General features: G+C 71.3%; 20 protein-coding genes. 3 read left to right on the plus strand and 17 right to left on the minus strand.

Annotated elements, in window-relative coordinates; genetic code table 11:
* Positions 1 to 248: 248 nt before the first annotated feature.
* From ACWCQK_RS28295 to ACWCQK_RS28325, 7 genes are all read right to left on the minus strand, one after another.
* Positions 249 to 3182 (minus strand): hypothetical protein, encoded by a 2934-nt coding sequence (locus tag ACWCQK_RS28295; protein WP_451159638.1) that lies wholly within the window; start codon positions 3180 to 3182, stop codon positions 249 to 251.
* 2 nt (positions 3183 to 3184) lie between these two features.
* Complete coding sequence (locus ACWCQK_RS28300) at positions 3185 to 5068, minus strand: HSP90 family protein (protein ID WP_451159640.1); 1884 nt, start codon at positions 5066 to 5068, stop codon at positions 3185 to 3187.
* A gap of 97 nt (positions 5069 to 5165) precedes the next feature.
* Positions 5166 to 6149 carry a hypothetical protein gene (locus tag ACWCQK_RS28305; RefSeq protein WP_451159642.1) on the minus strand — a complete coding sequence of 328 codons (984 nt, stop codon included), beginning with the start codon at positions 6147 to 6149 and terminating at the stop codon, positions 5166 to 5168.
* A gap of 308 nt (positions 6150 to 6457) precedes the next feature.
* Positions 6458 to 8050, minus strand: a complete 1593-nt coding sequence (locus ACWCQK_RS28310) for a GMC family oxidoreductase N-terminal domain-containing protein (RefSeq protein ID WP_451159644.1) — start codon at positions 8048 to 8050, stop codon at positions 6458 to 6460.
* Complete coding sequence (locus ACWCQK_RS28315) at positions 8047 to 8721, minus strand: DUF5987 family protein (RefSeq protein WP_451159646.1); 675 nt, start codon at positions 8719 to 8721, stop codon at positions 8047 to 8049. Before ACWCQK_RS28315 ends, ACWCQK_RS28310 begins: the two co-directional genes overlap by 4 nt.
* A 5-nt stretch (positions 8722 to 8726) precedes the next feature.
* Positions 8727 to 9248 (minus strand): hypothetical protein, encoded by a 522-nt coding sequence (locus ACWCQK_RS28320; RefSeq protein ID WP_451159648.1) that lies wholly within the window; start codon positions 9246 to 9248, stop codon positions 8727 to 8729.
* 347 nt (positions 9249 to 9595) lie between these two features.
* Entirely contained in the window at positions 9596 to 10261 is a 666-nt protein-coding gene (locus tag ACWCQK_RS28325) for a cutinase family protein (RefSeq protein WP_451159650.1), read from the minus strand.
* Positions 10262 to 10490: 229 nt separating this feature from the next.
* Here ACWCQK_RS28325 and ACWCQK_RS28330 point away from each other — a divergent pair, with 229 nt between their 5' ends.
* Complete coding sequence (locus ACWCQK_RS28330) at positions 10491 to 12077, plus strand: helix-turn-helix transcriptional regulator (RefSeq protein ID WP_451159652.1); 1587 nt, start codon at positions 10491 to 10493, stop codon at positions 12075 to 12077.
* Positions 12078 to 12107: 30 nt separating this feature from the next.
* On the opposite strand, the gene ACWCQK_RS28335 is transcribed toward ACWCQK_RS28330, so the two are convergent.
* Positions 12108 to 12869 carry a DeoR/GlpR family DNA-binding transcription regulator gene (locus ACWCQK_RS28335; protein ID WP_451159654.1) on the minus strand — a complete coding sequence of 254 codons (762 nt, stop codon included), beginning with the start codon at positions 12867 to 12869 and terminating at the stop codon, positions 12108 to 12110.
* Positions 12870 to 12959: 90 nt separating this feature from the next.
* On the opposite strand from ACWCQK_RS28335, the gene ACWCQK_RS28340 reads away from it, so the two are divergent.
* Both ACWCQK_RS28340 and ACWCQK_RS28345 read left to right on the plus strand, forming a co-directional pair.
* On the plus strand, positions 12960 to 14147 hold the full coding sequence (locus ACWCQK_RS28340; RefSeq protein ID WP_451159656.1) for an MFS transporter: 1188 nt from the start codon (positions 12960 to 12962) through the stop codon (positions 14145 to 14147).
* A gap of 190 nt (positions 14148 to 14337) precedes the next feature.
* Positions 14338 to 14904: an AMIN-like domain-containing (lipo)protein gene (locus tag ACWCQK_RS28345; RefSeq protein WP_451159658.1), complete on the plus strand. Its 567-nt coding sequence runs from the start codon at positions 14338 to 14340 to the stop codon at positions 14902 to 14904.
* A 54-nt stretch (positions 14905 to 14958) separates the two neighbouring features.
* Here the strand turns inward: ACWCQK_RS28345 and ACWCQK_RS28350 are convergent, their stop codons facing one another.
* The 9 genes from ACWCQK_RS28350 to ACWCQK_RS28390 all read right to left on the minus strand — a co-directional run bounded on the left by ACWCQK_RS28350 (position 14959) and on the right by ACWCQK_RS28390 (position 25232).
* On the minus strand, positions 14959 to 15480 hold the full coding sequence (locus tag ACWCQK_RS28350; protein WP_451159660.1) for an ATP-binding protein: 522 nt from the start codon (positions 15478 to 15480) through the stop codon (positions 14959 to 14961).
* A 147-nt stretch (positions 15481 to 15627) separates the two neighbouring features.
* Positions 15628 to 17016, minus strand: a complete 1389-nt coding sequence (locus tag ACWCQK_RS28355) for a phosphomannomutase/phosphoglucomutase (protein WP_451159662.1) — start codon at positions 17014 to 17016, stop codon at positions 15628 to 15630.
* Between the two features lie 8 nt (positions 17017 to 17024).
* The gene (locus tag ACWCQK_RS28360; RefSeq protein WP_451159664.1) at positions 17025 to 18671 is read right to left on the minus strand and encodes a glycoside hydrolase family 13 protein; all 1647 of its coding nucleotides are present in this window, start codon (positions 18669 to 18671) and stop codon (positions 17025 to 17027) included.
* Positions 18668 to 19885, minus strand: coding sequence for a Gfo/Idh/MocA family protein (locus ACWCQK_RS28365; RefSeq protein ID WP_451159666.1), 1218 nt, complete (start codon positions 19883 to 19885; stop codon positions 18668 to 18670). The genes ACWCQK_RS28360 and ACWCQK_RS28365 overlap by 4 nt, the downstream gene beginning before the upstream one ends.
* A complete protein-coding gene (locus ACWCQK_RS28370) occupies positions 19882 to 20955 on the minus strand; it encodes a glycoside hydrolase family 130 protein (protein ID WP_451159668.1) in 1074 nt (357 codons plus the stop codon). The genes ACWCQK_RS28365 and ACWCQK_RS28370 overlap by 4 nt, the downstream gene beginning before the upstream one ends.
* Positions 20956 to 20961: 6 nt before the next feature.
* Positions 20962 to 21855, minus strand: a complete 894-nt coding sequence (locus tag ACWCQK_RS28375; protein WP_451159670.1) for a carbohydrate ABC transporter permease — start codon at positions 21853 to 21855, stop codon at positions 20962 to 20964.
* Position 21856: 1 nt separating this feature from the next.
* Positions 21857 to 22816, minus strand: a complete 960-nt coding sequence (locus tag ACWCQK_RS28380; RefSeq protein WP_451159672.1) for a carbohydrate ABC transporter permease — start codon at positions 22814 to 22816, stop codon at positions 21857 to 21859.
* A 9-nt stretch (positions 22817 to 22825) separates the two neighbouring features.
* A complete protein-coding gene (locus tag ACWCQK_RS28385) occupies positions 22826 to 24097 on the minus strand; it encodes an extracellular solute-binding protein (protein ID WP_451159674.1) in 1272 nt (423 codons plus the stop codon).
* Positions 24098 to 24203: 106 nt separating this feature from the next.
* Positions 24204 to 25232: a LacI family DNA-binding transcriptional regulator gene (locus tag ACWCQK_RS28390; protein WP_451159676.1), complete on the minus strand. Its 1029-nt coding sequence runs from the start codon at positions 25230 to 25232 to the stop codon at positions 24204 to 24206.
* Between the last annotated feature and the right edge of the window lie 96 nt (positions 25233 to 25328).

A 25328-nucleotide genomic window follows, 5' to 3' on the forward strand; every position in this document is an offset into this window, starting at 1 on the left:
ACCCGCCCACGGACACCCACACCCCCGACCTTCCAGGGCCCCTGTGCGCGCCACATCGCACACAGGGGCCCGCCTTCATAGGACCAACCACCCCACCCCGGGAAGGTGTCGGGGAGCCATGAGGGAAGAAGGCGCAAAACACGGATCGCTGTCGGATCTCGTGTGCCGAGAGCGTCGGCTCTCCGTCTTCGGGACGGCCGCGGGTGTGGTGCCGGGGCGAAGGTCCGCTCCGGCACCACACCCTTCGGTCACTTCTCGTCGCGCAGTTGGGCCGCGAGCGAGGTCAGCGCTTCGGCCTCCTCCTGGTGGCCCAGGGCGGTCAGGTGGCCGATCGCGGCGTCGAGTCGGGTGAGGGCGGGGGCGGCACGTTCCAGGTAGCGGCCCTCGACGACACCGGACAGGCGGACGCATTCGGCCCACTCGCCGATGTGGTCGTCCTCGGGGCCCGGCTCGCCGAGCAGACCGAGGGCCTTGTGCAGGGAGGTCAGCGCGTCCTCGTACTCACCCGCGTAGGCGTTGACCCGGCCGTACTCGTAGGCGAGGGCCGATTCCAGGGATCGGCCGCGGGTCTCGTACGCCGCGGCGCGGGCCTCGTCGGCGACGCGGCCCGCGTCGGTGAGGAAGACGAGGGCGTCGGTGAGACCGTCGGGGCCCTCCTGCTGAGCCTGGAGACGGGCGAGTTCACGCAGACAGTTGCTGAGTGCCTCGTAGCGTGCCTCCCGGGCATGGGCGGCGAGTGCCTGGTCCACGACCTCGCGGGCCCGGCCGAACTCGCCGGATTCGCCGAGGAGTATGGCGGTCTCCGCCGCGATCATGGCGTGGCTTCCGGGGTCGTCGTCCCAGTCGGCCGACTCGGCGGCCAGGGCGATGAATTCCGCGGTGGCGGCCTTGAGGTCCTCGCCCGTGTGCAGGGCGCGAGCGCGGGTCAGACGCAACTGCGCGGTGAGCCGGTCGTCCACCTCCCGCGCGGTGACGTCCGGTTCGGAGAGCAGGGAGTCGAGCAGGGCGATGCAGTCCTCGACGCGGCCGAGGTCGAGGGTGAGCTGGGCCGCGTTGCTGTACGTGCAGAACGCGTCCGTGCGGCTCCCGTGGCGCAGGTCCAGCTCCGCGGACCGTGTCAGGTGCCGCAGCGCCTCGTCGGGGCGGCCCAGGTGCATGGAGGATTCGGCCAAGTCGCTGTGCAGACGCGAGGTGTTGATCGTGCCGGCCGGCCATTCGGCGGCCACGCGCAGGCCTTCGGTCTGGTCGGCGTGGGCCGTCTGCGCGTCGCGGAGGCCGAGGTGGAGCCGGCCCCGGAGCGCGAGAGCACGCGGCAGGTGCCAGGCGGGGCCCTGGGTCTTGAGACGGTCGAGGAGACCGTCGATCTCCTCGACCGCGGTGGGGAGTTCGCCGGAGAGGGCGTAGGTGCCGGCCCGCAGCAGCATGGCGCTGGAGATCTGTCCGGCGAGGTCGTGCTCGACGGCGTACGCGAGCAGGAGGTCCGCCTCGGCGAGGGCGGGCGCGGCGTACTCCTTGTCCCTCGATCCCTGCAGACGCAGGCCCAGCGCGGACGCGCGCAGCCGCAGCAGTCGCGCCTCGAACATCGGGGTGAGGCCGGACGCCTCCTCGTGCATACGGACTATGGAGGCGTAGGCGTCGGTCAGCGCGGCGGTCTGCGCTTCCGGCGTCTCGGAGTCCTGTGGGGGAGCCTCGGCGGTCGCGAGCAGCGCGCCGGCCCGGGCGAACAGCGCGTGAGCCGGCTGTCCGGCCTCGTCGTACAGGCCCGCGGCCTCTTCCAGGAGGGCCGCGGCGACGGTGAACTCGTCCTTCTCACCGGCCTTGTGCGCGTCCTCCGTCAACAGGTCGGCGCGCAACCGGGCGAGCGGCCCCACGGCCGTGTCCTCGGGGTGGGTGTAGTCGGCGGCGGCGACCAGTGCGCGCAGCCGCGTCCAGTGCGCCGCCGCGTCCGGGTGCCCGTCCATCTCCAACGCCCGTGCCTGAAGGATGAGATCGGGCAACGCGTCGGGTAGGCCCGCGGGCGCGACGGAGTTCGGTACGGCCACGGGTCCGGCCGGGGTCACCTCGTCGAGGTGGCGGGTGCGCAGGGTCAGTTCGAGCGCGTCCAGGAGCGGAGCGCGGTCGAGGCGGGCCGTGCGACGGTCGGTGTGGTTGGTGGTGCCGTTACGGCTGTCGAACCGGGCGGCGAGTTCCGCGGCGCGCTCCCTCACCTCGGCGCGCAGCGCGGCCACCGTCCAGGTGCGGCCCGCGGGTCCGGCGGCGGGCAGGGCGCCGTGGCCCAGGGCCTCGACGCGCTGGAGGAGGACCTCCACCCCGGTGAGGAAGGTGAGTCGGTCCAGGGGCGAGTCGACGTCCTCGAACAGGGCGCGGTTCTCGGAGAGGAGTTCCAGGCCGCGTGCCTCGTTGCCGGTCAGCGCGCAGAACTCCAGGTGCCGGCCGACCTCACCGGACATCGACGGGTTGCGTCGGCAGCCGCGGTACCCGGCGAGGTGCAGGAGGCGGGCCTCGTCGGTGCGTCCGGTGCGTACCAGCGGCAGCAGCGCGTAGGAGATGGAGCGGGCGGGTTCCTCCTGGCAGGACTCCTTGCCGGCCAGCACGGGTCCCCAGACGCGCAGCGCCCGTTCGTCGTCGCCCGCGCGCAGGTGGAACAGGGCACGCTCGCAGATCTCGCACGCCTCGCAGTCGCTGAGATCGCTTCGCGTGCGCCCCGCCCACAGCTCGTAGGCCAGGGTGGTGTCCTCGCCGGTGTGGGCGGCGAGTTGGTATGCCTGCCCGTAGTAGGGCTGGAGGTCGAGGTCGGCCTTCTCGTACCGGTCGCGCATCTCGGTCAGCCACTGGCGCAGGCTGGCCAGCGGGATCTCGGGCAGCGCGCGCAGGGCGTTCGCCACCCACTTGAACCGCCAGAACAAGGTGCGGCGCAGGCGCGGGTCGAAGGCGTCGGGCTGTTCGTCGAAGAGGGTGAGCAGGCGGGCGAAGACGACCGGAGACTTACGGGGTTCGGCGCCGTAGGTGTACGCCTCCTGCAGCTCCATGAGCGCGTGGACGAGCGGGACGGGCTCGGCGAACTGTTCGGCCGCGTCGACGAGTTCCTCGGCGGTGATGGTGCGGGTGCGGCCGTAGGGGCGCCGGTCGTTCTCCTGGAGCGCCTCGTACAGCTCGTCGGTGGTCTGGGGTGTGGTCGGCATCGTCAGCTGTCCTTGCGCAGGGCGTGGGCGAGAAGGTCGAGGAAGGAGCGGTTGATGAGGCTCGATTCGGCGGGCCTGAGCGGACGCCTCGACAGCATCGCGGCCTGCCCGTAGAGGGCTTCGGCGCTGGTGCGGGCCAGTTCGGGCTCGTCGATGGTGACGGCGGTGCGGACCAGCGGATTGAGTTGGTTGAGGATCAGCTGGGCCCGGGGTGCCTCCTGGCGCAGGTGGCCGAGGATGTCGCCCCACAGGCCGCCCTGCTGCTCGCGGGCGAGCTGGGAGCGGGTGCGCTCGTGACGGGCCTCGCGGCTGTCGAGGAGGAGGGCGGGAGCGCTCGCGGGCTGGAAGGTACGCAGGGCGACATCGCAGTCGAACACGGCGAGGGCGTCGCGGGCGAGGGCCAGGTAGGGCTCGGCGGCCAGCTCGGTCTCCCGGTCGACGGGGTCGAGGTGGGCGGTGAGGGTGGCCGGGTCGAGGTCGGCGACGCTGATCTCGGGCCGGATCTCGGGCAGCCGGTGGACCAGTTCACGGTCGTAGGTGTAGCCGCCGTTGACGACGCCGAGGCCGGCCGCCGAGGCGATCGCGGCGACCTGCCGGAACTCCTCCACGCTGGAGGTCACCAGCACGGTGCGGTGGGCGCGGGCGAACTCGTCGAGGGTGGCGTGCCCGTCCGTGGTCTCGAACGGCAGCCAGGGCAGCAGCATCCGCAGGATCTCGTCGTCGTGCACCGCCAGCGACTTCACGGCCAGGTGGTGGACCTGGAGGAAGCGGGACAAGAGGTCGGGGTCGCTGGCCGCGGTGCGCGCGATCCACGCCCGCAGGCACTCCGCGAGGGCGTCACGGACCGCGGCGAGGGTGTCGTCCTCGTACAGCGCCTCGCGCGACGCCGTCGGACGCAGGCTCTCGGCGTCCACGACACAGCGCACGAAGAACGCCCATTCGGGCAGGATCTCCTCCGCCTGCTCGGACAGCAGCATGCCCTTGACGTGCACCCGATGGCCGTGGCGCCGGCCCGCCGGTACGGCCTCGGACAGCACGCACGCGATGCCCTTCAGGCCCACGGCCGGAAGGTCCAGCTCGATGGTGTCCAGCGGTGCGAACCCGAAGACCTCCTCACCGTAGGCGGCCAGCGCGCGGGAGCGGGACCCCGGGGTGGGGTAGGTGCGCGTCCACGGCGCGGGCTCGGGGTTGACGGCCGCGCCGGGGCCGCTCGTGCCGTCCTGGAAGGTCACCGGGTGGCGCAGCAGCGAACCGAAGTGCCTGGCCAGCTTGTGCACCTGGGCCGGCCGGGTCCACTCGGCGGCATCCGCGCGCGGGGTGAGCGTGACGGTGGTGCCGGGGCTGGGACGGGCGGAGGACGGCAGTGTACGGACGGTGTAGCTGCCGTCGCCGCGCCCTCGCCACTCCACGGTGGGGGCGTCCGGGGTGCGGGCGGACCGGCTCAGGACGTGGATCTCGTCCGCGACCAGGAAGCAGGAGAGCAGGCCGATGCCGAACTGGCCGATGAAGTCGGCGCGTTGCTCGGCGATCTGCCCCCAGCCCCGGATGGGCTCCTCCGTAGGGACCCCCACGGCGCGCTTGCTGCTGCGGCCGATCGTGGCGAGGAAGGTGTGCACGTCGGCCTCGGTGAGACCGACGCCGTCGTCCTCGACGCGGACCACCGAGCCGTCGGCGAACAGGCGGATACCGAAGGCGTCGGCGGAGGCCGCCGGGTCGAGGCTGTGGCGCGCGGTGAGCGCGTCCACGGCGTTCTGGAGGAGTTCGCGCAGGTAGACGCGAGGGCTGGAGTAGAGGTGGTGGGAGAGGAGATCGACCAGGCCGCGCAGGTCCACCTGAAAGGTGCGGTCGGCGCCGGCCGGGCTCACGGGGGTATGGGGCAGAGTCATCGAGGAGTCCGGGGTGGGGTGATCGAAGGGCGGTGAGAGGAAGGTGTGTGAGGCGGCCGGTCAGGCGGTGCGAGAGGCACCGGTGCCGGCGGCCGGCTCAGCCGCGGCGCCGGAAACGGGCATACGACTTCTCCGGTTGAGCCATGTACGTCCAGGGCCACTCGGTGAAGGCTCCGTCGAGCTCGTGGTAGACCCGGGGGGCGACGACGCTGTCGGCGGCCAGGGACAGGGCCATGGCGAAGTAGTTGAAGTCCTCCTGCCAGCCCAGGCGTCGCTCGTAGGCGGGATGGAGAATGCTGCGCTGGGCCGCATCCCTCAACTCCCGCTGGATCTCCGGGGTGTCGAGACAGTCCTTGTCGTCCGACTCCACCCAGTCCTCGATATGGGCCAGGGCGACCACGCAGCCGAGACGATGGCCTTCGGGGGCTTCGGCGAACGCCTTGCGCGCGAACTCCAGGGCCTGGCCGGGCTCGCCGTTCCATCGCGGCTGAAGGTGCGACACCCACTCGATGTGGGTCGCCAGGTCCAGCGGGTCGCGGCGCAGGGCGGCGTCGAGCCGTGCCTCGTTGACCGCGTCACCCAGCGACATACCACGGCCGGAGGTGAGCAGCCGGCGCCACGGAGTGATCCAGTCCGGCCGCAGCTCGGCGGCTTCGAGGAGGTGCTCCTCGGCGATGTGGAGCCGCTGGTGGAAGGTACGCCACTGCTCACGGGACACGTTCGAGGCACGCGCGGAGGTGCGTGCCTCCCAGCCCCAGACGATGTGACGCGCGCCGGATATCAGCAGGGCCGTCGCCCGGTTCTCCTTGTCCTCCTCGGCGGCCCGGCCGATCCAGTCCTGCAACCCGTCCACGTCGGAGAGTTCCCCCAGCACCTGGTGGTCGCGGCCGAGATCGAACGGGGCCGACGCCATCTTGACCGCGTCCCAGTCACCCGACTCCGCCGCCACCACCAGCGCCATGACCCGGGTGTCCCCGAGTGTCTGGAGCTTGTACATCCCGTTGTGCTTGCGCGGTACGGGAAGGGCGTACGGATCCGCCGCCGGTCTCTCCCCGCCCCTGCCGAACAGCTTCCCCAACATCCCGCGCCTCCCCATGGTCCTGCTTGATCGTTCGAGGCAGCATAGGCGGTACCTCGGACATCGTTGCCACAGGATTTCCACGTGTGCGCCGGGGGCGTGGTGCGGGGTAGCGGGCGACCGGACAGGGGTGTTGTGGCGCGGCCGGTGGAAGCAGTCGCGGAGAACCCTGTGCTGTCGCCCGAGCCGTTCCGCCGCCTCCGTGTTCGGCATCGGGTGGGCCGGATCGGGGGGTCTGAAGCGCTGTTCGACGTGGGTGAGCGGCTGAGGCTGCCGCAGTCGCTCACCCTGTTGTCGTCACCTGAGCGGACTCAGGGGACGGGCACGGGTGCCCCGTAGCGGACCGGGACGCCCGTCTCGGCCAGGCGCTGGGCGATGGCGGGCGCGGCCCGTTCGGCGAGCGCGGCGATGGTGAGGGAGGGGTTGACGGTCAGGGAGGTCGGGACGGCGGAGCCGTCGGTGACGAACAGGCCCTGGTGGCCGCGTAGTTCGTTGGTGTCGGTGAGGGCGCTGGTGGCAGGAGCGTCTCCCATGCGGGCCGAGCTGATGGGGTGGGCGGTCACGCCTCCGGCGACGTCCTCCTGCCAGGGCCGGACCCGGGCGAGGCCGTCCTTCTCGAGGATGGCGCGCAGCGCGTCGTCGGCCTTGCGCCAGCCGTCGCGGGTGCGGGTGGTGGGGCGATAGGTCATCGTGCCCAGTCCGAGCCCGGGAGCGAGACGCACGAAGCTGCCGGTGGGCGGGGGAAGGGCCGCGAAAACGCCCTCGTTGTCGTCCTCGGTCATGGCGAGCAGGGTGAGCCAGGACTTCCAGCGCGAGCGCAGGACACGACCCGGTATGCCGAACCAGTAGGGCGGGTCGGCGGCCTGCGCCAGCACGTTGGTGAGGGGCGGGAAGTAGATCTGCTGGAGCATGAAGCGGCTGAACTCGGGCTGCGCGGCGTCCAGGAAGTCGTAGGTCGCCGCCGTGATGGGGCGGCCGATCGGCAGACCCTCGTACGGGACGCCGTCGGGACGCGACAGGCCCAGAAGGGATTTCACCTTGGCCTCGTCCATGTCCGCGACGCTCACCCGGTCGCCGTTGCCGGAGAAGTACCGTCCCACCGCCGACGGCATGCCGCCGAGCAGCGGGGCGGAGCGCTGGAGGACGACGGGAGTGCCGACGGCCCCGGCGGCGAGGACGACCGTCCTGGCGTGGATGGTGCCGATCTGGAGCGTGCAGGTGTAGTCGTCGGGGTCGAGCACCGTGTAGGTGACGGCGTACCGGTAGCCCGGTTCGAAGGAGGGCGCGATGGTCTGCACTTCGTGCAGCGGCCGGATCGTCGCGCCGTGCGCCTCCGCCGCCGGCAGGTAGTTGAGCAGCATCGAGCGTTTGGCGTCGAGGCGGCAGCCGGACAGCATCCAGTTGCAGTTGGTGCATCGTTCGGTGTCGACGGCCACCGGTACGGGATTGCAGGTGTGGCCCGCGCGTTGGCAGGCGGCGGCCAGCACACCGCCGGCGTAGGACACGTCCGGCCAGCCGGTGCGGGTGACCGGGATGGCCTCCTCGACCCGGTCGTACCAGGGGTCGAGCGTGGCGCGGGTGAGCGCGGCCGGCCAGATGCGCCGGCCGATGCTGCCACGGCGCTCGAAGACGAAGGCGGGGGCGCGCAGCGAGGCGGCGAAGTAGGAGACACTGCCGCCGCCGACGCAGTTGCCGGCGACGACGGCGATGCCGTCGCCGCGCACGACGTCGACGATGCGGTTGTAGGTTCCCAGTCGCATCGAGTGGACGAAGTCGTTCGCCGCCAGGCGGGGACCGCGTTCGAGGACGGTGACCCGTGCGCCCCCGGCGGCGAGGTAGTAGGCGGGGATCGCTCCGCCGAAGCCGCTTCCGGCCACGAGGACATCCGTGGTCTGCGCGCTCATGCGGGGCTCCCTGACGCGGTGGTCGCGGGGTGCGGGGCGGCGAGGGCCCTGCCGTAGGAGTAGGCGGAAAAGCGCCACAGACCGTCGGGGTCGGGCGGGGGGAAGTCCAGCCAGGCCAGTCCGGGATGGCCGGTGGCGAGGGCCTGGCGCGTGTCGAGGTGCGCCGCGGTGTCGAAGGCGAGGCCGGTCAGCAGACTGAGCACCTGCCAGATCGGGCGGTCGAGGTCCGACGGGCCGAAGAGTCCGCGTACCAGGGCGGTGCGGTCGCGGAAGGACAGTCCCACGAAGGCCGGGCTGGTGAGGGGAAGCAGGATGAGGTGGGCGGCGGCGTAGGCGATGGCGCGGGCGTTGAGCAGGGCCGCGATCTCCGGCAGTACGGGGGCCAGCGGCAGCTCGGGCGAGGTGAGGATGCTGACCACTCCGGCCTGCACGGCGCCCGGGCCTGTGACGGCTCCCGCGATGGCAAGGTCGCCGGTGAAGCGGCGCTCACCGGGGATCAGGGTGTCGGCGAACGCCTCCATCGTCTGGACGGTCCAGCTCGCCGCGGCCGCGGCGGCGGCGGCGGTGTCGGCGCCGGCCGCGCGGGCGACGGCCGGGAACGGCAGCGCGGACAGGGCTCCCGAGGTGGCGACGAGCGCTTTGAGGACCGCCCTTCGGTCGATCGAGGGCACGGCGCTCACCCGACCAACGAGCACAGGGGCGAGTACGGCAGGGGTGTGGTCAGGCCCGTCTCCCCGGCCTCCGTGCCGTAATCGTCCAGAGCGTCGGCCAGGTCGGGGTACACGGGGCGCAGCGCGGCGACGGCGTCTCCGATGCCGACGCTCTGGCCGTGGACGCGGAAGCCGCTCAGCCTCGCTCCGGCCCGCTCTTCGGACTTGTCCCACCAGTACTGGCCGTCCCATGTCACCCAGGGCGTGGAGCCCGTGGTGGTCTGCACGCTCCAGTGGTCCTTCTGGTAGTAGCGGCACGTGAGCATGGCCAGGGCGAAGCGTGAGGGTTCGGCGATCAGGAAGCGCAAGGCGCCGCCGTTGTCGAACGTGATGTCACGCTTGCTGTACTCGACGCACAGCGGGTTGCGGAACATCAGCCACCACGGCGGGGTCTCCCCTTCGCCGAAGCGGTGCCAGTCGCAGGTGGCGCCGAAGGAGGGTTCGGTGAACGGCCCGATCAGCGACTCGGTGCGCGCTGTTTCGGACACCGCGGGGGAGCGCGGAGCCGCCGATGCGGTTCCCGGTACGAGAGCGGTGACGCACAACGACCCAGCGATTGCCAGGTACATGCCAATGCGACGGAAGTGAGACGAACGAGTCAAGGGGTCCCTGCCTTACTCGCGGCGACGGCCAAGAAGCCCGACCGCGGCGCGGCCTGGCACACCACAGAGTGAGGCATGGCTACGGCTCAGTAAAGAGGTGGGTGAGTGGCTCATCCACTAAACCTGTTCCTGGTCTCCCGCAGCCCGGGTTCCGCGGCGACGGGGCGGGGGCTGCGGGAGACAGGTTCGGCAGGATTTCAGCCACTTGAGGCCGCGGGGGCGCCCATGGCGACTCAGCCCCGGCCGATCCGCCCGGCGGCGAACCGGGCACCCTGCTCGACACTGCCGTTGAGGTGGTAGGTCAGGTGCGCGGCGCTGTTGCGGCCGTTGCCGCAGACCGGGTCGCCGGTGTTGCAGAACTCCTTGGCCCTGGGGCCGAACAGCTCGCTGGCCGAGGCGATGGTGCGGCCCGACAGCCGCAGCGGATTGCCGAAGACGACGACCGCCTTGACGCGAACGGCGAGCCCTGCGGGGATGGTGCGGCCGGTGCCCAACCGCGTGGGGATCCCCAGAGCGATGTCGGTGACGCTGCCGCCCTGCGAGTAGCCGCCCAGCACGAAGGAGGTGGCGGGACAGTTGGCCGCGGTGGCCTTGACGCGGTCGGTCATGTCGGTGGCGCCGGGTCCGGCACTCGTCTGCGAGAAGTTCGCCGCGTAGTCGACGGCGTACGACGACACGGACTTGCCCGGCAGGGCACTCTTGAGGCTCTTCACGAGCGGGGTTCCCGTGATGCCGAGGCCAGGGGCCTCTCCGGTGCCGCGGGCGAAGACGACCTCGACGTCGGAGCACGGGGCCGCGGACGCCATGGAGGGCAGCAGGGAGAGGCCGGCCGCGCTGAGAACGCCGACGCCCGCGAGGGACAGGAGGGTGCGACGACGCCGTGACGAGTGACGGGACATGGGGTTCCTCTTTCTCCAGCGGTGGTACGAGCGCTCGTGACGGGATCCGTTCGCCGGGCGCAACAGCACCGTAGGAAGCGCCGCGTCTCTCACGCATCGGTGGAATCACCGGTCGACCACCGGCGCAGGACTGGTGGACGGGCGGTCGGCAATGCCGCGGAACCGGGTCCGCGCCCGCCGGCCGCTCGCTACCATCGGCACAGCAGGACCACAGAGAACGGTGGTGCGCGTGGGGCATGAGGTGATCAGCACGGATCCCGGCCGACGGGACGCCCCAGCTGCGCGAGCCGAGCAACTGCCGCCCGCACAACAGGAGATGGCGCTCGGCCTGCGTCTGTTGCGTGACGGTCCCGTCGCCGACGCCCACAACCTCCTGCTCCTCGCCTCCGGTTCCCTGCGCACGAACGACATGGCCCGCTCGCGCGAGGCGGGAGTACAGGCATCCCTGGCGGCCTGGTCCGGCGGCGACCGCGACGGATACCTCACGGCGCTCGAAGCGTTGTGCCCTCCAGCCGCACACCCCGGCGGGGAATCTCCCGCGGAAGACGGCCACGATCCGGTCGCGGCCTTCTGGCGTGCCTACCGCGACGGCATGCACAGTGTCCTGCACGGCGAGTTCGCACGCGCCAACGCGCTGCTCGGCCCCGTACTGAACGTACTGAGAGCACAACGGGAGGCCTCGCGGCTCCTGTCCGCGGGCACGATCGCGCTCATGTTGGGCGACCTGGCGGCCGGACGGCAGATCCTCGGCCTCGCGCTGGCCACCGCCCGCTCCGAACCGGCACCGGCGCTCGTTCCCCGCATCCTGGAACACCTCGCCTACGCCGAACTGCGGGAGGGCAGATACCACCAGGCCCGCGTGCACGCGGAGACCGGTCTGGAGGCCGCCGGCGCGCACCCCCAACGCAATGTGACGGCGGGCCTGTCGGCGGTCCTCGCCCTGGCCGCCTCCATCGCGGGCGACCCGGCCCTGGTGGACACGCACGCGCAGTCGGCCCTGCACATCGCCCACGCCCACGGACTCAGCCAGGCGAGAACGCTCGCCGAGTGGGCCCGGGCCCGCGCCGACCTGGGCCACGGCGACGCCGAACGCGCCGCCGCGCGACTGGCCCCACTCGTCCGACCCGGGCCGCGCCAGGGCCACTTCGGGCTGTGGGCGATGGCGGTCCCCTGCTATGTCGAGGCCGCGGTCCTCGCCGGCCACGAGGTGGACGCGGACGTGGAAAGCCTGATCGACCGGTATGCCCAGTGGGCCTCTCTGGGCGCGGATCCGCAGGCCCCGGCAGTCGTCCTGCGCTGCCGGGCCCTGGTGGCGAACAACGACGACAGCGAAGACCTCTTCACCGAGGCCCTGGCGCGCCACGAGAAGGTCGACGGCCCCTACGAGCACGCCCGGACCCACCTCGCGTACGGGATGTGGCTACGGCGCCGCCGTCGTCCCGTCGAGGCGCGCACCCCATTGCGCGGTGCCGTCATGGGGTTCGACCACTGCGGGGCCGACGTGTGGACCGCCCAGGCCGACGCCGAGCTCCGAGCAGCCGGGGAGACGCCCACCGTCGTACCCTCCACCCAATCCGGGACGGGACCGCTGACCCGGCTCACTCCACAGCAGCGGCGCATCGCCCACTCGGTGGCCCAGGGCGCCACCAACCGCGAAGTGGCACGTCAGCTGTCGATCAGCACCCGTACCGTCGAGTACCACCTGCGCAACATCTTCACCCAGCTCGGAGTGCGCTCCCGGGTGGCCCTCACCCGTCGCCTGGAGCCCGATCTCCCTCCTGCCCGCACCGGCGGACACGGGGTCTCACCTCCGTGATCGCCGAGAGCCGAGCTGTTCAGGCGGCCCTCACACGGTCCTGACGACGGTGCCGGCGTCTTCGAAGGCGCTGATCTCGTGTGCCGGGGCGGTGGTGTCGGTGACGAGGGTGTCCAGGAGCGTGGCCGGGCCGACGTGGGCGTAAGCGGTGCGGCCGAGTTTGCTGCCGTCCGCGACGGCGACGATGCGGCGCGTGGAGGCGATGCCCGCCTTCTTCACCGCCGCGTCGTCGAGGTCGTAGGCGGTCAGGCCCTCGGCCGCACTGATGCCGCAGCAGCCGATGACGGCGGTGTCGAAGCGCAGCGCCGCGAGGGAGGCGAGGGTGAGGGGCCCGGTGAGGGCTCCTTCGGCTGAGCGGGGACGCCCGCCGGGCACCATGAGCGTGGTGCGCCCCGGCGCGTCGCTGAGGATGTGGATGGCCTGCAGGGACAGGGGCATCACGGTGACCGGCCGGCCGCGCAGCAGGCGGGCGACCTCCAGACAGGTGGTGCCGCTGTCCAGAAGGACGCTTTCGCCGTCGGCGATGAGCGTGTTCACCTCGGCTGCGATGCGGCGCTTCGCGTCGGCCGCCTCGTGGGCGCGCAGCACGAACGGCGTTTCCTCGCCCCTGAGTTGCAGGATGCGGGCTCCGCCGCGGACGCGTTCGAGGACGCCTTGTGCGGCGAGTACGTCGAGGTCACGCCGGATGGTCATCTCCGACGCGCCGGACAGTGCGGCGAGATCCCCGACCGTGGCGCCGCCGGATTCCCTGACGGTCCGGACGATCAGCCGGTGACGGTCTGCGTTACTCATACCTGGATTGAACACCACCTCTGAACGAACAGATAGGCCGTTCGAAACTCGTCTTTACGAACATAACATTTGTTCGTTACGGTGGTCGGCATGGATCATTCGCTCCGCGCCGCCCGTGTGGCCACGTTCGTCTACTTCATCCTCAACGGCACCCTGATCGGCACGTGGGTGGTGCTGATCCCCGCCGTCGAGGAGCGCGTAGGCATCAGCCACGCGACACTGGGCGGCTTCCTCGTACTGCTGGGCGGCGGAGCCTTCCTCGGCATGCAGGTGTCCGGCCGACTGGCCGACCGCTTCGGGACGCGTGTCGTGGTCCCCGCCGCCGGCGTGCTGTGCAGCGCGACACTGGTCCTGCCCGGGCTCGCCCAGGAGCCCTGGATGCTCGCCGCCGCCCTGCTGATCTTCGGCTTCGGCAACGGCTGCCTGGACGTGAGCATGAACGCCCACGCCGTACACGTGGAGAAGGCGTACGCCCGTCCCGTCATGTCTGCCTTCCACGCCACCTTCTCCGTCGGCGGTGTCATCGCCGCGGTCGTCGGAGCCGCGGCCGCCGGCGGCGGAATGTCCACCGCGTGGACATTCACGGCGGTCGCGGCGGCGGGCGTCACGACCGCCCTGGTGTCCGCGCGCGGCCTGCTGCCCTTCACCCCCGCGGACGCGGCCGACGCCGAGACGCGGACCCCCGCCGCACAGCGCGCCGCTGGTACCCGGATCTGGGTCCTCGCCGCGCTGGCCCTGATGGTCATGCTGTGCGAGGGCGCCGCCAACGACTGGAGCGCGCTCCACCTCAGGAGCGTCCTCGGCGCACCCGAGACGACCGCCGCCTTCGGATACGGCGCCTTCGCCGCGGCGATGACCGTCGGCCGACTGCTCGCCGACCGCCTGAGCGCCCGGTTCGGGCCCGTGGCGATCCTGCGCTACGGCTCGGTCACGGCCGCTGTCGGCATCACCGTCGTCGCCCTCTCACCGTGGGTGTGGGCCGTGTTCGCGGGCTGGGCCCTGTTCGGCCTGGGCCTGTCGGGCTGTGTCCCCCAACTCTTCAGTGCGGCCGGGCACGCCGACCCCTCGGCGGCCGGCGCCAACGTCTCGCGCGTCGCCGGGCTCGGCTACCTGGGCATGCTCGCCGGCCCCGGCGTCATCGGCTGGCTGACCCACCTGATGCCGTTGAACGAGACTTTCCTGCTGATGACGCTGCTCTGCGCGATCACCGCCGTGACCGCCGGAGTCCTGCGCACCGGTTCTGAGCGTCCGCGCGAGGCCGCGCACAGCGGCCACTGACCGCCCGTGCGGCACGGGCCTGACCCCCGTGCCGCACGGGTCCCACCCCCGTAGTCGTCGGCGGCGTCGTTCGCACCGGAGCGGTCGGTGAGCAGTGGATCACCACTTTCGAGGCGCCCCGTACAACCAATCTCATGACCGGCAAGTCGCACATAGCAGGAAACAACGAGCTGGAGGACAAGGGGGAACGATGCGTACAAGTCGATACGGGGCGGTCCTGGCCGCCCTGACGATGGCCTGCGTGGGCGTGGGCGTGGCCGCGCCCGCGACGGCGGGAGCGGCCACGGCGGCTGTCGTGTGCCCGACCGGGTGGGGCAGCCTTCCGAAGACTGCCGCTGACATCGACACCGGATCGCTGACCGACATCAGGACCGGCCGACACGACTGCTACGACCGCATGGTCTTCGACGTACCCTCGGCGGGCGACGAGCCGATCGGGTACACCGTGCACTACGTCGACGTCTTCTATCAGGACCCGTCCGGCACACGCATTCCGATCGCCGGCGGGGCGATCATCGAGATCATGGTGTCCGCCCCCGCCTACGACCCGGAGACCCACGCGGAGACCTATCCGGGCCGGGGCGGCCAAGTGCTTCCGGGCGTCGACCTGACCGGCTACCGCACCTTCCGCGAGGCGAAGTTCGGGGCCAGCTTCGAAGGGGTCACGCAGGTGGGCCTCGGTGTCCGGGCCCGGCTGCCGTTCCGGGTGTCCCAGCTCCCCGACCGTCTGGTGGTCGATGTCGCCCACACCTGGTGACCCGAAGGGCATCGTTCGCCGCGCCCGCGGCTGTCTTCGCGTGGCGGATGGACCTCAGCTCCTGACGGCCTCCGCGATGTGCAGCGCGGCCTGGGCCGGCGTGCGGTGCGTGGTGTCGACGACCTCGGCCTCGGCATGGAGCCATGTGCGGGCCGCTTCGGCGTAGGGCTCGAGGTGTTGGAGACGGAAGGGGGAGGGGCCGAGAACAGCGTCGTTCTCGATGCGCCCACGGAGGGTGTCCTGATCGGCGTGAAGAACGAAGTGCCGTACCGGAATGTCATGTTGGGCGAGGCCGGTGCTGATCTCACGCCAGTACCGCTCGACCAGGACGGTCATGGGCATCACCAGAGTGCCGCCGGTGTATTCGAGTACGTGGCGAGCGGTCTCGACGACGAGCGGTCGCCACGGCGGCCAGTGCTGGAAATTGCCGGTCCAGGGCAGCTCCGGTGTGATGTCCATGAGTGTCTCGCCGACCTTCTCGGCGTCGAACACCCGCGAGTCCGGGATCAACTGCCGCACCAGCGTGCTGGTCGTCGTCTTGCCCGCGCCGTGAGTCCCGTTGAGCCATACGATCATGGAACCCCACGCTAGCGCTGTGCGCGCCGCGGGAACGGGCACAGCAGAAATCCGCAGGGGGCTTCGGCGTTTCTCAGGGCGGTCCCCACCACCGAGATCAGATGTCACCCATGCTGGTGCACCCCGACGACGCCCCCCCTCTCCCCGTCACGCGCGGACGAGTGCCAGTACCTCGTCTCGCACCCGGGCCAACGTGTCCGTGTCCGTCGCCTCCACGTTGAGCCGCAGCAGTGGTTCGGTGTTGGAGGGGCGCAGGTTGAACCACCAGTCGGCGGCGGAGACGGTCAGGCCGTCCATGTCGTCGGTGCTCACCCCGGGGCGTGCCGTGAAGAGGTCGCGGACGGTGGCGAGGGTGGAACTCTGGTCGTGGACGGTGCTGTTGATCTCTCCCGAGGCCGCGTAGCGCTGGTAGCGGTGGACCAGCTGGGACAGCGGCTCCGGTTGCGAACCGAGTTCGGCGATCACGTGGAGGGCGGCCAGCATGCCGGTGTCGGCGTTCCAGAAGTCGCGGAAGTAGTAGTGCGCCGAGTGCTCGCCGCCGAAGATGGCACCGGTGCGGTTCATCTCGGCCTTGATGAAGGAGTGGCCGACCCGGGTGCGGACCGGGACGCCCCCGTGTTCGCGGATCACTTCGGGCACGGCCCGGGAGGTGATCAGGTTGTGCAGGACGGTGCCGCCCGGGTGCGCGGCCAGCAGGCGGGCGGCGATCAGCGCGGTCACGGCGGACGGTGCGACGGCCTCGCCGCGTTCGTCGACCACGAAGCAGCGGTCGGCGTCCCCGTCGAAGGCCAGGCCGAGGTCGGCCCGCGACTCACGCACCGCGCGTTGCAGGTCGACGATGTTGGCCGGGTTCAGCGGGTTGGCCTCGTGGTTCGGGAAGGTGCCGTCCAGTTCGAAGTAGAGGGGGATGATCTCCACCGGTACGTCGCGGAAGACGGCCGGTACGGTCAGTCCGCTCATGCCGTTGCCGGCGTCCACCACGATCCTGAGCGGTCGTACGGCGCTGACGTCGACGAGGCCCAGCAGGTGGGCCGCGTACTCCCCGAGCATGTCGTGGCGGGTGACGGAGCCCGGCGCGCGCCGCGGGGTGGGGAGCGGCGCGCCGGCCGCCCAGTGCTCCACCTGGGTGCGGATCTCGCGCAGTCCGGTGTCCTGGCCGACGGGTGCCGCTCCGGCCCGGCACATCTTGATGCCGTTGTAGCGGGCGGGGTTGTGGCTGGCGGTGAACATCGCTCCGGCCCGGCCGAGGGCGCCGCTGGCGAAGTACAGCTCGTCCGTGGAGCACAGGCCGATCTCGACGACGTCTGCTCCCTGCCCGGCGGCGCCCCGCGCGAAGGCCTCGGCCAGCGCGGGTGAGCTGGGCCGCATGTCGTGTCCGATCACGACGGCGTCCGCGCCGGTCGTCTCGACGAAGGCGGCACCGAACAGCCGGGCGAGGTTCTCGTCGAGCTGGTCGGGGACGACGCCGCGGACGTCGTACGCCTTGACCAGTCCGGACAGGTCGACTTCCGATCCCTTGTTCACTGTGGGGTTCATTGCGGGGTTCACTGCGGGTACTCCTCGTAGGTCATCCAGACCGCGGTGTCCTGGGGGACCGCGCGGCCGTCGAGCGGTGCGCTGGCCAGCAGTACCTCGGCGCGGTCGTCCAGGGGGACGGGCCGCGCTCCGAAGTTGATCAGGCAGCGCAATCCGGCAGATCGTTCGAAGGCGAACCAGTCGCCGTTCTCGGGGCCCTGGATCCGCAGTGCGGTGTCCGGAGCCGGGTGGGCGCGTCGCAGCCGCAGTGCCGCCCGGTACAGGGCCAGCATGGACCGCGCGTCCTCGCGCTGTGCCGCGACGGTGAGCGGAGCCCAGTCGGTGGGCTGGGGGAACCAGCAGTCCTCCGCGGCGGCGTCACTGAAGCCGTAGGGAGGTGTGCTTCCCGACCAGGGCAGGGGTACGCGGCAGCCGTCGCGTCCGCGGTGCACGTGACCGGAGCGCTCCCACAGGGGGTCGCGGATCCGGTCGTCGGGGATGTGGGCCTGGGGCAGGCCCAGTTCCTCACCCTGGTAGACGTAGGCCGCGCCGGGCAGCGCCAGCATCAGCAAAGCCGCTGCGCGGGCGCGTCGTTCACCGACCGGGCCGCCGCCGTAGCGGCTGACCGGACGGACCGCGTCGTGGCTGGAGAGCACCCAGGTGACGGGAGCGCCGACGGCCTGCATGGCGTGCGCCGACTGCTCGACGACCTCGCGCATCGCCCGTCCGTCCCAAGGGCATTCGAGGAAGGCGAAGTTGAAGGTCTGCTGCATCTCGCCCGGGGCCACGTAGCGGGCCAGGCGCTCGCGGTCGAAGATGCCCGCCTCGGCCACCATCACGCGCTCGGCCGGTGCCACCGCTCCGGCGGGGGCGGGGTGCCGGTCGAGCAGGGCTCGCCAGTGGCGGAACAGCGGATGCAGTTCCTCCTGGTCGTAGTACGGCATCAGGTGGTTGCGGTGGATGTCCTGGTGCTGGCCGGGGCCCGCGTCCGGCAGGCCCTCGGCCTTGAACAGGGTGTGGGCGACGTCGACCCGGAACCCGTCGACACCGCGGTCCAGCCAGTGCCGCAGGATCCGCTCGAAGTCCGCGACCACCTCGGGGTGACGCCAGTCGAGGTCGGGCTGCTCGGGTGCGTGGAGGTGCAGGTACCACTGGCCGGGTCGGCCGTCCGCCTCGACGGCTCTGGTCCAGGCGGGGCCGCCGAACGCGGACTGCCAGTCGTTGGGCGGCAGTTCGCCCTTCTCGCCGCGGCCTTCGCGGAAGATGTAGCGGCCTCTGGCCGGGGATCCGGGCCCGGCGGCGAGTGCGTCGCGGAACCACGGATGCCGGTGGGAGGTGTGGTTGGGGACCACGTCGACCAGGACCTTGATGCCCAGCGCGTGCGCCTTCGCCACCAGGGCGTCGAAGTCGGCGGGTGTCCCGAGGTCCGGGGCCACGCCGGTGTGGTCGGCGATGTCGTAGCCGCCGTCCGCCAGCGGGGAGGGATAGAACGGGGTGATCCACACCGCGTCGACGCCCAGGTGCGCCAGATGGTCCAGGCGGGCGGTGGCTCCGGGGAGGTCGCCGATGCCGTCGCCGTCGGCGTCGGCGAAGGCACGCGGATGGATCTCGTAGCAGACGGCTTCCCTCCACCACGGGGTACGGCCGCCGTCCGCACGGGTCGTGGACGCCGTCATCGGTCGCCTCCGGCCGGGGTCGGCGCGGTGAGGGTGACGGTACGGCCGGTCTGTGCGGACCGGGTCGCGGCCTGTGCCGCGGCCACGGCCGTCAGCCCGGTGTGGGCGTCGGCCCGCGGTGTGCCGCCGTGGGCGGCGCAGTGCAGGAGGTCCGTCATCGCGGCCCGCACGCTCTCGGTGTACATGTGCGGCTTGCGGGCCTCGCCGCCCAGGTCGACGACGCAGTCGACCCGGTGCGGGACGCTGCGCGTGATCCCCCTGCCGCGGGCGGGCCGGGACGATCCGGCGTCGCGTGCCACCGACACCGTGATCCGTTCCTGGCCGTGCGGCCGCAGTCCGGGAACCGCGAGCAGTTCGGCTGCCCGCGCGGGCAGCGCCTCCCAGCGGGCGGCGCCCGCGTCGTCGGTCCACGCGGTGAGCGTGGCGTACGTCGGGATCCAGCCGGTGACCCGGGCCTCGGCGAAGCCGTAGTCGAGGCGCATCAACTGGCGCTCGGCGCGGTGGGCGTGGGTGAAGGAGTGGGTGTGGGTGGCGACGGCGCCGCCGGGATGGATGGCCGTGGCCACCACGATGTCGACCGGGCCGCCCTCCCGCCGTACGTCGGTGCCCTGGATCTCCAGCGGGCCCGCGCCCATCAGGGCGTTGGCGGCGTCGAAGAAGTGCACACCGTGTTCGACGTGGATGCCGCCGCTGTGCTTCGGGTCCCAGAACCAGTGGTCGGGGCCGAGGTCCTCGTCGGAGGCGTCGTTCTCGAAGGCGAACCGCCGCAGCGGGTCGAGCAGACCCTCCTGCCCCAGGCGCTGGAGCAGGCGCAGGAGGGGGTTGTAGCGCAGTACGTGGTCGACCACGAACACGCCACGCGAGGCGCGGGCGGCCGCCTCGACCCGCGTGGCGTCCTCGACGGTCAGCGCCATGGGCTTCTCGCAGAAGACGTGCTTGCCCGCCCGCAGGGCGGTCACGGCGGCCTCCGCGTGCGCGGCCGGCGGGGTGGCCAGGACGACCACGTCGACGTCCGCGAGCGCGGACACCTCCTCCACGCTCGTGTGGACGGCCGCGCCATGGCGGGCGGCGAGCGTCTGGGCCCGCCCCCGGTCGGCGTCGGCGCACGCGACGACACGCAGTGCGGGGATGTCGCGTATCGCGTCCAGCACGAACGAACCGAAGGCGCCGCAGCCGACCAGTGCGACGGCGGGCCCTGTCGGGCCGGGGTTCACTCGGACCGGTCCAGCCGGGCCACGCCGATGTGCGCGTCGGCCATGCCGTAGAAGACGTAGCGCACGCCGTCGATCTCCTCGATCGCGGTCGGGAAGACCACGTTGGGCACGGTGCCGGAGCGTTCCTCCTCGGTCTCCGGGGCCATGAGCGGTTCGGCGGTGCGGGCGATGACACGGGCCGGGTCGGCGGGGTCGAGGATCATGGCACCGGCCGCGTAGTTGACCGTCTGGACCTGCGCGAAGGGGTCCTCGATGGTGCCGGAGACACCGTGGTGGATGAGCAGCCAGCCCTCGTCGACCCGGATCGGGGCCGGACCGGCGCCGATCTTGAGGTCTTCCCAGGGGTGCTCCGACAGCGCGACCAGCCGGTGGTGGCGCGGGCGGGTGAGCGCGCTCAGGTCCTGCTTCACCTCGTCGACGGGTACGTACGAGATCCAGATGCCGGGGCGTTCGTCGGTCACGCCGGCGGGCAGGTGCACGCCCTCGCCCGGCCGGAACCAGCCGAGGTCCCACATCGGGCGGTGCAGCATCGCGTAGTACAGCGCGCCGTCCGGGCCCGGCACGGGCTCGGGGAAGTGCACCACGTCCTTGTTGGGGAAGAGGTTGAGATCGGTGTCCAGGTCGGGCTGGTACGCGAACTGGATGGGGCCGAGGCGTTCCCAGGTGAGGAGGTCCTCGGAGACGGCGAGGGCGGGCTTGGGGCCGAGCGGTCCGTAGGCCACGTACGACATGACGTACCGGCCCAGGTCCTCGATCCAGGTGGTGCGGGGGTCCTCGACGCCGGCGTTGTTCTTGCCGCGCTCCCAGCCGGCGTCGGGGGCGAGGACCACGCCGCGGCGCTCGACGCCGGTGGGCACGCCGTCCTCGAGGGTGACTTCGGCGAGGCCGACGCGGGAGACGTTGCCTTCGGAGACCAGCCGCGGCAGCAGGTGCAGCGTGCCGTCGGGGGTGCGGCCGGAGGCCGGGTTGAGTACGCCCTCGGTCTCGTTGGCCTCGCCGGGCAGCGGGGACATGACGACTCCGACCCGGGTGAGGGTGTACGGAACAGGGGTGGTGGTGCTGTGGGACACGGGGGGTCAGCCCTTCGTTGCTGAGTCGATGTCGGTGGAGGTGAAGCGGCTCTGGAAGATGATGTAGAGCGCGACCGCCGGCCCGGCGAGTACACACGCTCCGGCGAGGATCGCGCCGAAGGGGTTGGCGGCGCTGGAGGCGACCGTGCTGATGTAGTTCGCCAGGGAGACCGCCAGCGGCTGCATGTCCTGCTGCTTGGTGACGAGGAACGGCCAGAGGAACTCGTTCCAGGGCCCGGTGAAGCTGAGCAGGACGACCGACAGCAGGGCCGGCTTGCACAGCGGCAGCGCGATGCGGAACAGGATCTGCAGCTCGCCGGCGCCGTCCAGGCGGGCCGCCTCGAACAGCGCGGGCGGCAGTTGCAGGAAGAACTGCCGGAAGATGAAGACCGCACTGGTGTTGATCGCGAACGGCAGGATCATGCCGATGTAGGAGTCGGCGAGACCGTAGTCCCGCACGATCAGCACGTACAGCGGGATCAGCAGCAGCTGGAAGGGCACGACCTGGACCAGCAGCACCAGCGCGAACGTCGAGCCGCGGCCGCGGAACTGCAGCCGGGCCAGAGCGTAGCCCGCGAGCAGGCCGAACACGGTGGTGCAGAGGATGACCCCGCCGGTGAAGATGCCGGAGTTCACCAGGGAACGTCCCAGCGAGATCGCCGAGTTGATCGCCGTGTAGTTGTGCAGGCTCAGGTTCCCCGGGCTGGGGAAGGCTCCGGACAGGCTGGAGTCGGGCTCCTTCTGCAGCGAGCCGATGATCATGTAGTAGAAGGGGAAGAGGAACGCGAACGCGCCGATGAGCAGCGCGATCCGGGAGCCGATGGTCCGCGGACGCTTTCGCGGGGGGTGCTGCACGGGGCGCGACTCCTCGGTGGGAGCGGGCGTGATGTCCGTGGTCATCTCAGTCCCTCTCCACGAGTCGTCGGTAGGCGAGCGAGATGCCGGTGATCAGGATGACGAGGATCACGCCGATGGCCGCCGCCTCGTCCGGGTGCCCCTGCTGCAGACCTCGCTGGTACATCAGCAGCACGGGCGAGGTGGTCGCGCCGTCGGGTCCGCCGCCGCTCGTGAGCAGGTAGGGCTCCGTGAACAGGTTGGCGCCGGTCACGGTGGCCAGGATCAGCACCAGGAGTGTGGCCGGGCGCACCGCCGGGATCGTGATCGAGAGGAAGGTGCGCAGGCGCCCGGCGCCGTCGATGGCCGCCGACTCGTAGAGCTCCTGGGGCACGTTCTGCAGCGCCGACAGGTACAGCACCACGAAGAAGCCCAGTTGCTTCCAGGCCACGAAGACCGCCACGAGCGGCATGGCGAGGTGCGAGTTCACCAGCCAGGACGGATGCGGTGCCATCGGTCCGAGCGCTTGGTTGACGAGGCCGTCGGAGTTGAACAGGAACATCCACACACCGACGACCGCGACACTGGCGGTGACATAGGGGATGTAGTACGCCGTGCGGAAGAACGACCGGAACGGCAGCTTCTTGTTCAGGGCGTTCGCCAGGACCAGAGCGCCGACCGTGGTCAGCGGCACGTTGATGACCAGGAACACCGCGATGTTGCGGAAGGAGTTCCAGACGGCGGGGTCGGTGAGCACCGCCGTGTAGTTGTCGAGGCCCACGAAGGGCCGGTCGACCTGGACGCCGGGGGCCGCGAAGAAGTAGTCGTGGAACGACATCCACACGGCGAAGCCGAGGGGATACACGAAGATCGCGGCGAGGTAGAGCAGGTACGGCGAGACGAACAGCATCCCGATGGGCTGGTGGCCGCCGAGCCACAGCCGCCAGGGCTGTCGGTGCCCCGGCTTCCTGCCCGCGGTCCCGGCGGCGCGCCGGGACCCACGAGTGTCAGAGGCGGTGGAGGACATGGCGGGTGCTCACTGGCCTTCCGCGAGCTTGTCCACCTTGGCCGCGGCGTCCTTGAGGGACGCGGTGAGGTCACCCTTGCCGAAGATCACGGACTTGGTGTACGCGTCGCGCAGCGTCTGCCAGACCTCGACGGAGTTGGGCACGTTGGGCGCCTCGATGGTGTGCTCGGCCTGCTGCGCGAAGACCTCGTACTCCTTGTGCGAGGCGAAGTAGGCCGGGTAGGCGGCCGCCAGGTCGGCGCGCATCGGCATCTGGCCGGTCGCCTCCAGCAGCTTGCCGTCCTGCTCCTTGCCGGTGGCGAACTTCATGACATCCCAGGCCGTCCCGCGGTTCTCGCAGGAGGTGTACATGCCGATCGACTTCTCGTCGCTGAAGGTGCCCTTGCCGGCGCTGCCGTCGGAGGTGGGCACCGGTACGGCACCCCACTTGACCTTGTCGCCGTACACGGAGACGGCCCACGGGCCCACGGTGGCCATGGCGGACTTGCCGTCGGCGAAGGCGTCGCCGTTGTAGCTCTCGTTCGGCGCCAGGCCGTCGGCGTACATGGTCTTCCACAGCTGGGCGGCCTTGATGCCGTCGGCCGAGGCGAACTGCGCCTTGCCGTCCTCGACCAGCTGCTTGCCGGTCTGCGCCGCGAACATCGGGTAGTAGTCGAACCAGGACTGGTAGAACTCCGACGTCGGCGCCGGCCAGATCGCGGCCTTGGCGGCCTTGCTGTCGACCAGCTTGTGCGAGGTGGCGAGGAAGTCCTGGTAGCTGGAGAGCTTGGGGTGCTCCGGGTCCAGGCCGGCCTTCTTGAACAGCGTCTTGTTGTAGAAGATCATCACCGGGTTGCTCTTCCACGGCATCTGGTAGTACTTGCCGTCCGGCGACGCGTACTGGGAGAGCCTGTCGCCGACGCGCTCCTCGAGGTACTTCTTGCCGTCGGGGAAGTCGTCCAGCGACACGAGACCGCCCTGCTTCTGGAAGCCGGGCACGGCCGCCGGAGCGGTGTTCAGAACCAGGCACGGGGCGTTGCCGGCGGTGATCGCCGCGCCTATGACCTCTTCCGAGCTCTTGCCCGCGGGGATCTCCTGAGCGGTGACCTTCTCCTTGGGATGAGCGGTGTTCCAGTCGGCCACCATCTTCTTGCCCCACGCGACTTCCTGCGCGTTGTTGGAGTACCAGATGGTGATCGGGCCGCGGGCGTCGTTGGAAGCGCCCGAGTCCGATCCGCCGCTGCCGCATGCGGAGAGCGCCAGGGCCGCCACCGGCAGCATGGCGAGGAGTGCCTTCTTCATTGGAGGTTCCGTTTCTAGCTGGGTGAATCACTTGCGGAACGGCACAGCCGGGGTGTGCCTCTCCCGCCCCGTCCCGGGGGCGCGGAGGCGCCGGTGTGCCGCCAGGTCATCTGTTGTCGCGCAGCGGCGCGGGCCCAGTGGTGCCGCGCACCACCAGGGCTGCCGGCTCCAGCTCCACGTCGGCGGTCGAGCCCGTCCTTATCAACTCGACCAGGGCCTGGGCGGACGCCCTGCCCCAGGAGACGGGGTTCGCACGGCAGGTGGTCAGCGTCGGGCTGGTGTAGGAGGCGAGGGGCACGTCGTCGAAGCCGACCACCGACAGATCGTCGGGAAGTCGCAGTCCGGCTGCCTGTGCGACCGCCATCCCGGCCGTGGCCGCGAGGTCGTTGCCGTACACGATGGCCGTCGGAGGGGTGGGTCGTGCGAGCAGTGTCCGGGTGGCCCGTGCCCCGCCCTCCGCGGTGAAGCCGCCCGGCAGTAAGGCGCCCTGCGCGAGGCCGGCCTCGGCGAGCGCGTCCGACCAGGCCTGACGGCGGCGCCGGGCGTGCACGAACTCGTCCGGCCCGGCCACGTAGGCGATGTCGCGGTGGCCCAGGCCGACCAGGTGCCGTACGGCCTCGCGGATGGCCGGCCGGTCGTCGAGGTTGACCGTGGGCAGGTCGACGCCGTCCCCCGGCGTCCCCACGGCCACAGCGGGCAGGCCCAGCTCGGCGACCAGCGCCGGACGGTCGTCGTCGCCGCGCAGGTCGGTGAGGAACACACCGTCCACCCGCCGGTCGGCGGCGAGCCTGCGGTAGGTGTTCACCTCATTGGCCGGACGGCTCATCTGGAGCATCAGGCCGTCGCCGGTCTCGGAAATGACCGATTCGATGCCCGCCATGAACGCGGGGTAGAACGGGTCGGTCCCGATGAGCTCGGGTTCGCGGCTCAGCACCAGCCCGACGGCGCGGGCCCGGCCCGTGGACAGTGCCCGGGCGCTGGAGCTCGGCGTCCACCCCAGCCGCTCGGCCGCGGACCGGACGCGTTCCTGCGTCGCCGGGGCGACACCGGGCCGGTTGTTCAGGACGAAGGAGACGGTCGCGCGGGACACACCGGCCAGCTGCGCCACATCAGCGATGGTGGGACGACGAGGCATGCGTGTACCGCTTTCTTCCGACGGGACCTGCTCCATGGCCCCTCCCGGACGGCCCAGAGGGCCTGACATCCCGAGGCCGCGCGGTCCGGGCGCCGC

Source organism: Streptomyces sp. NPDC002306 (genome assembly GCF_053593435.1).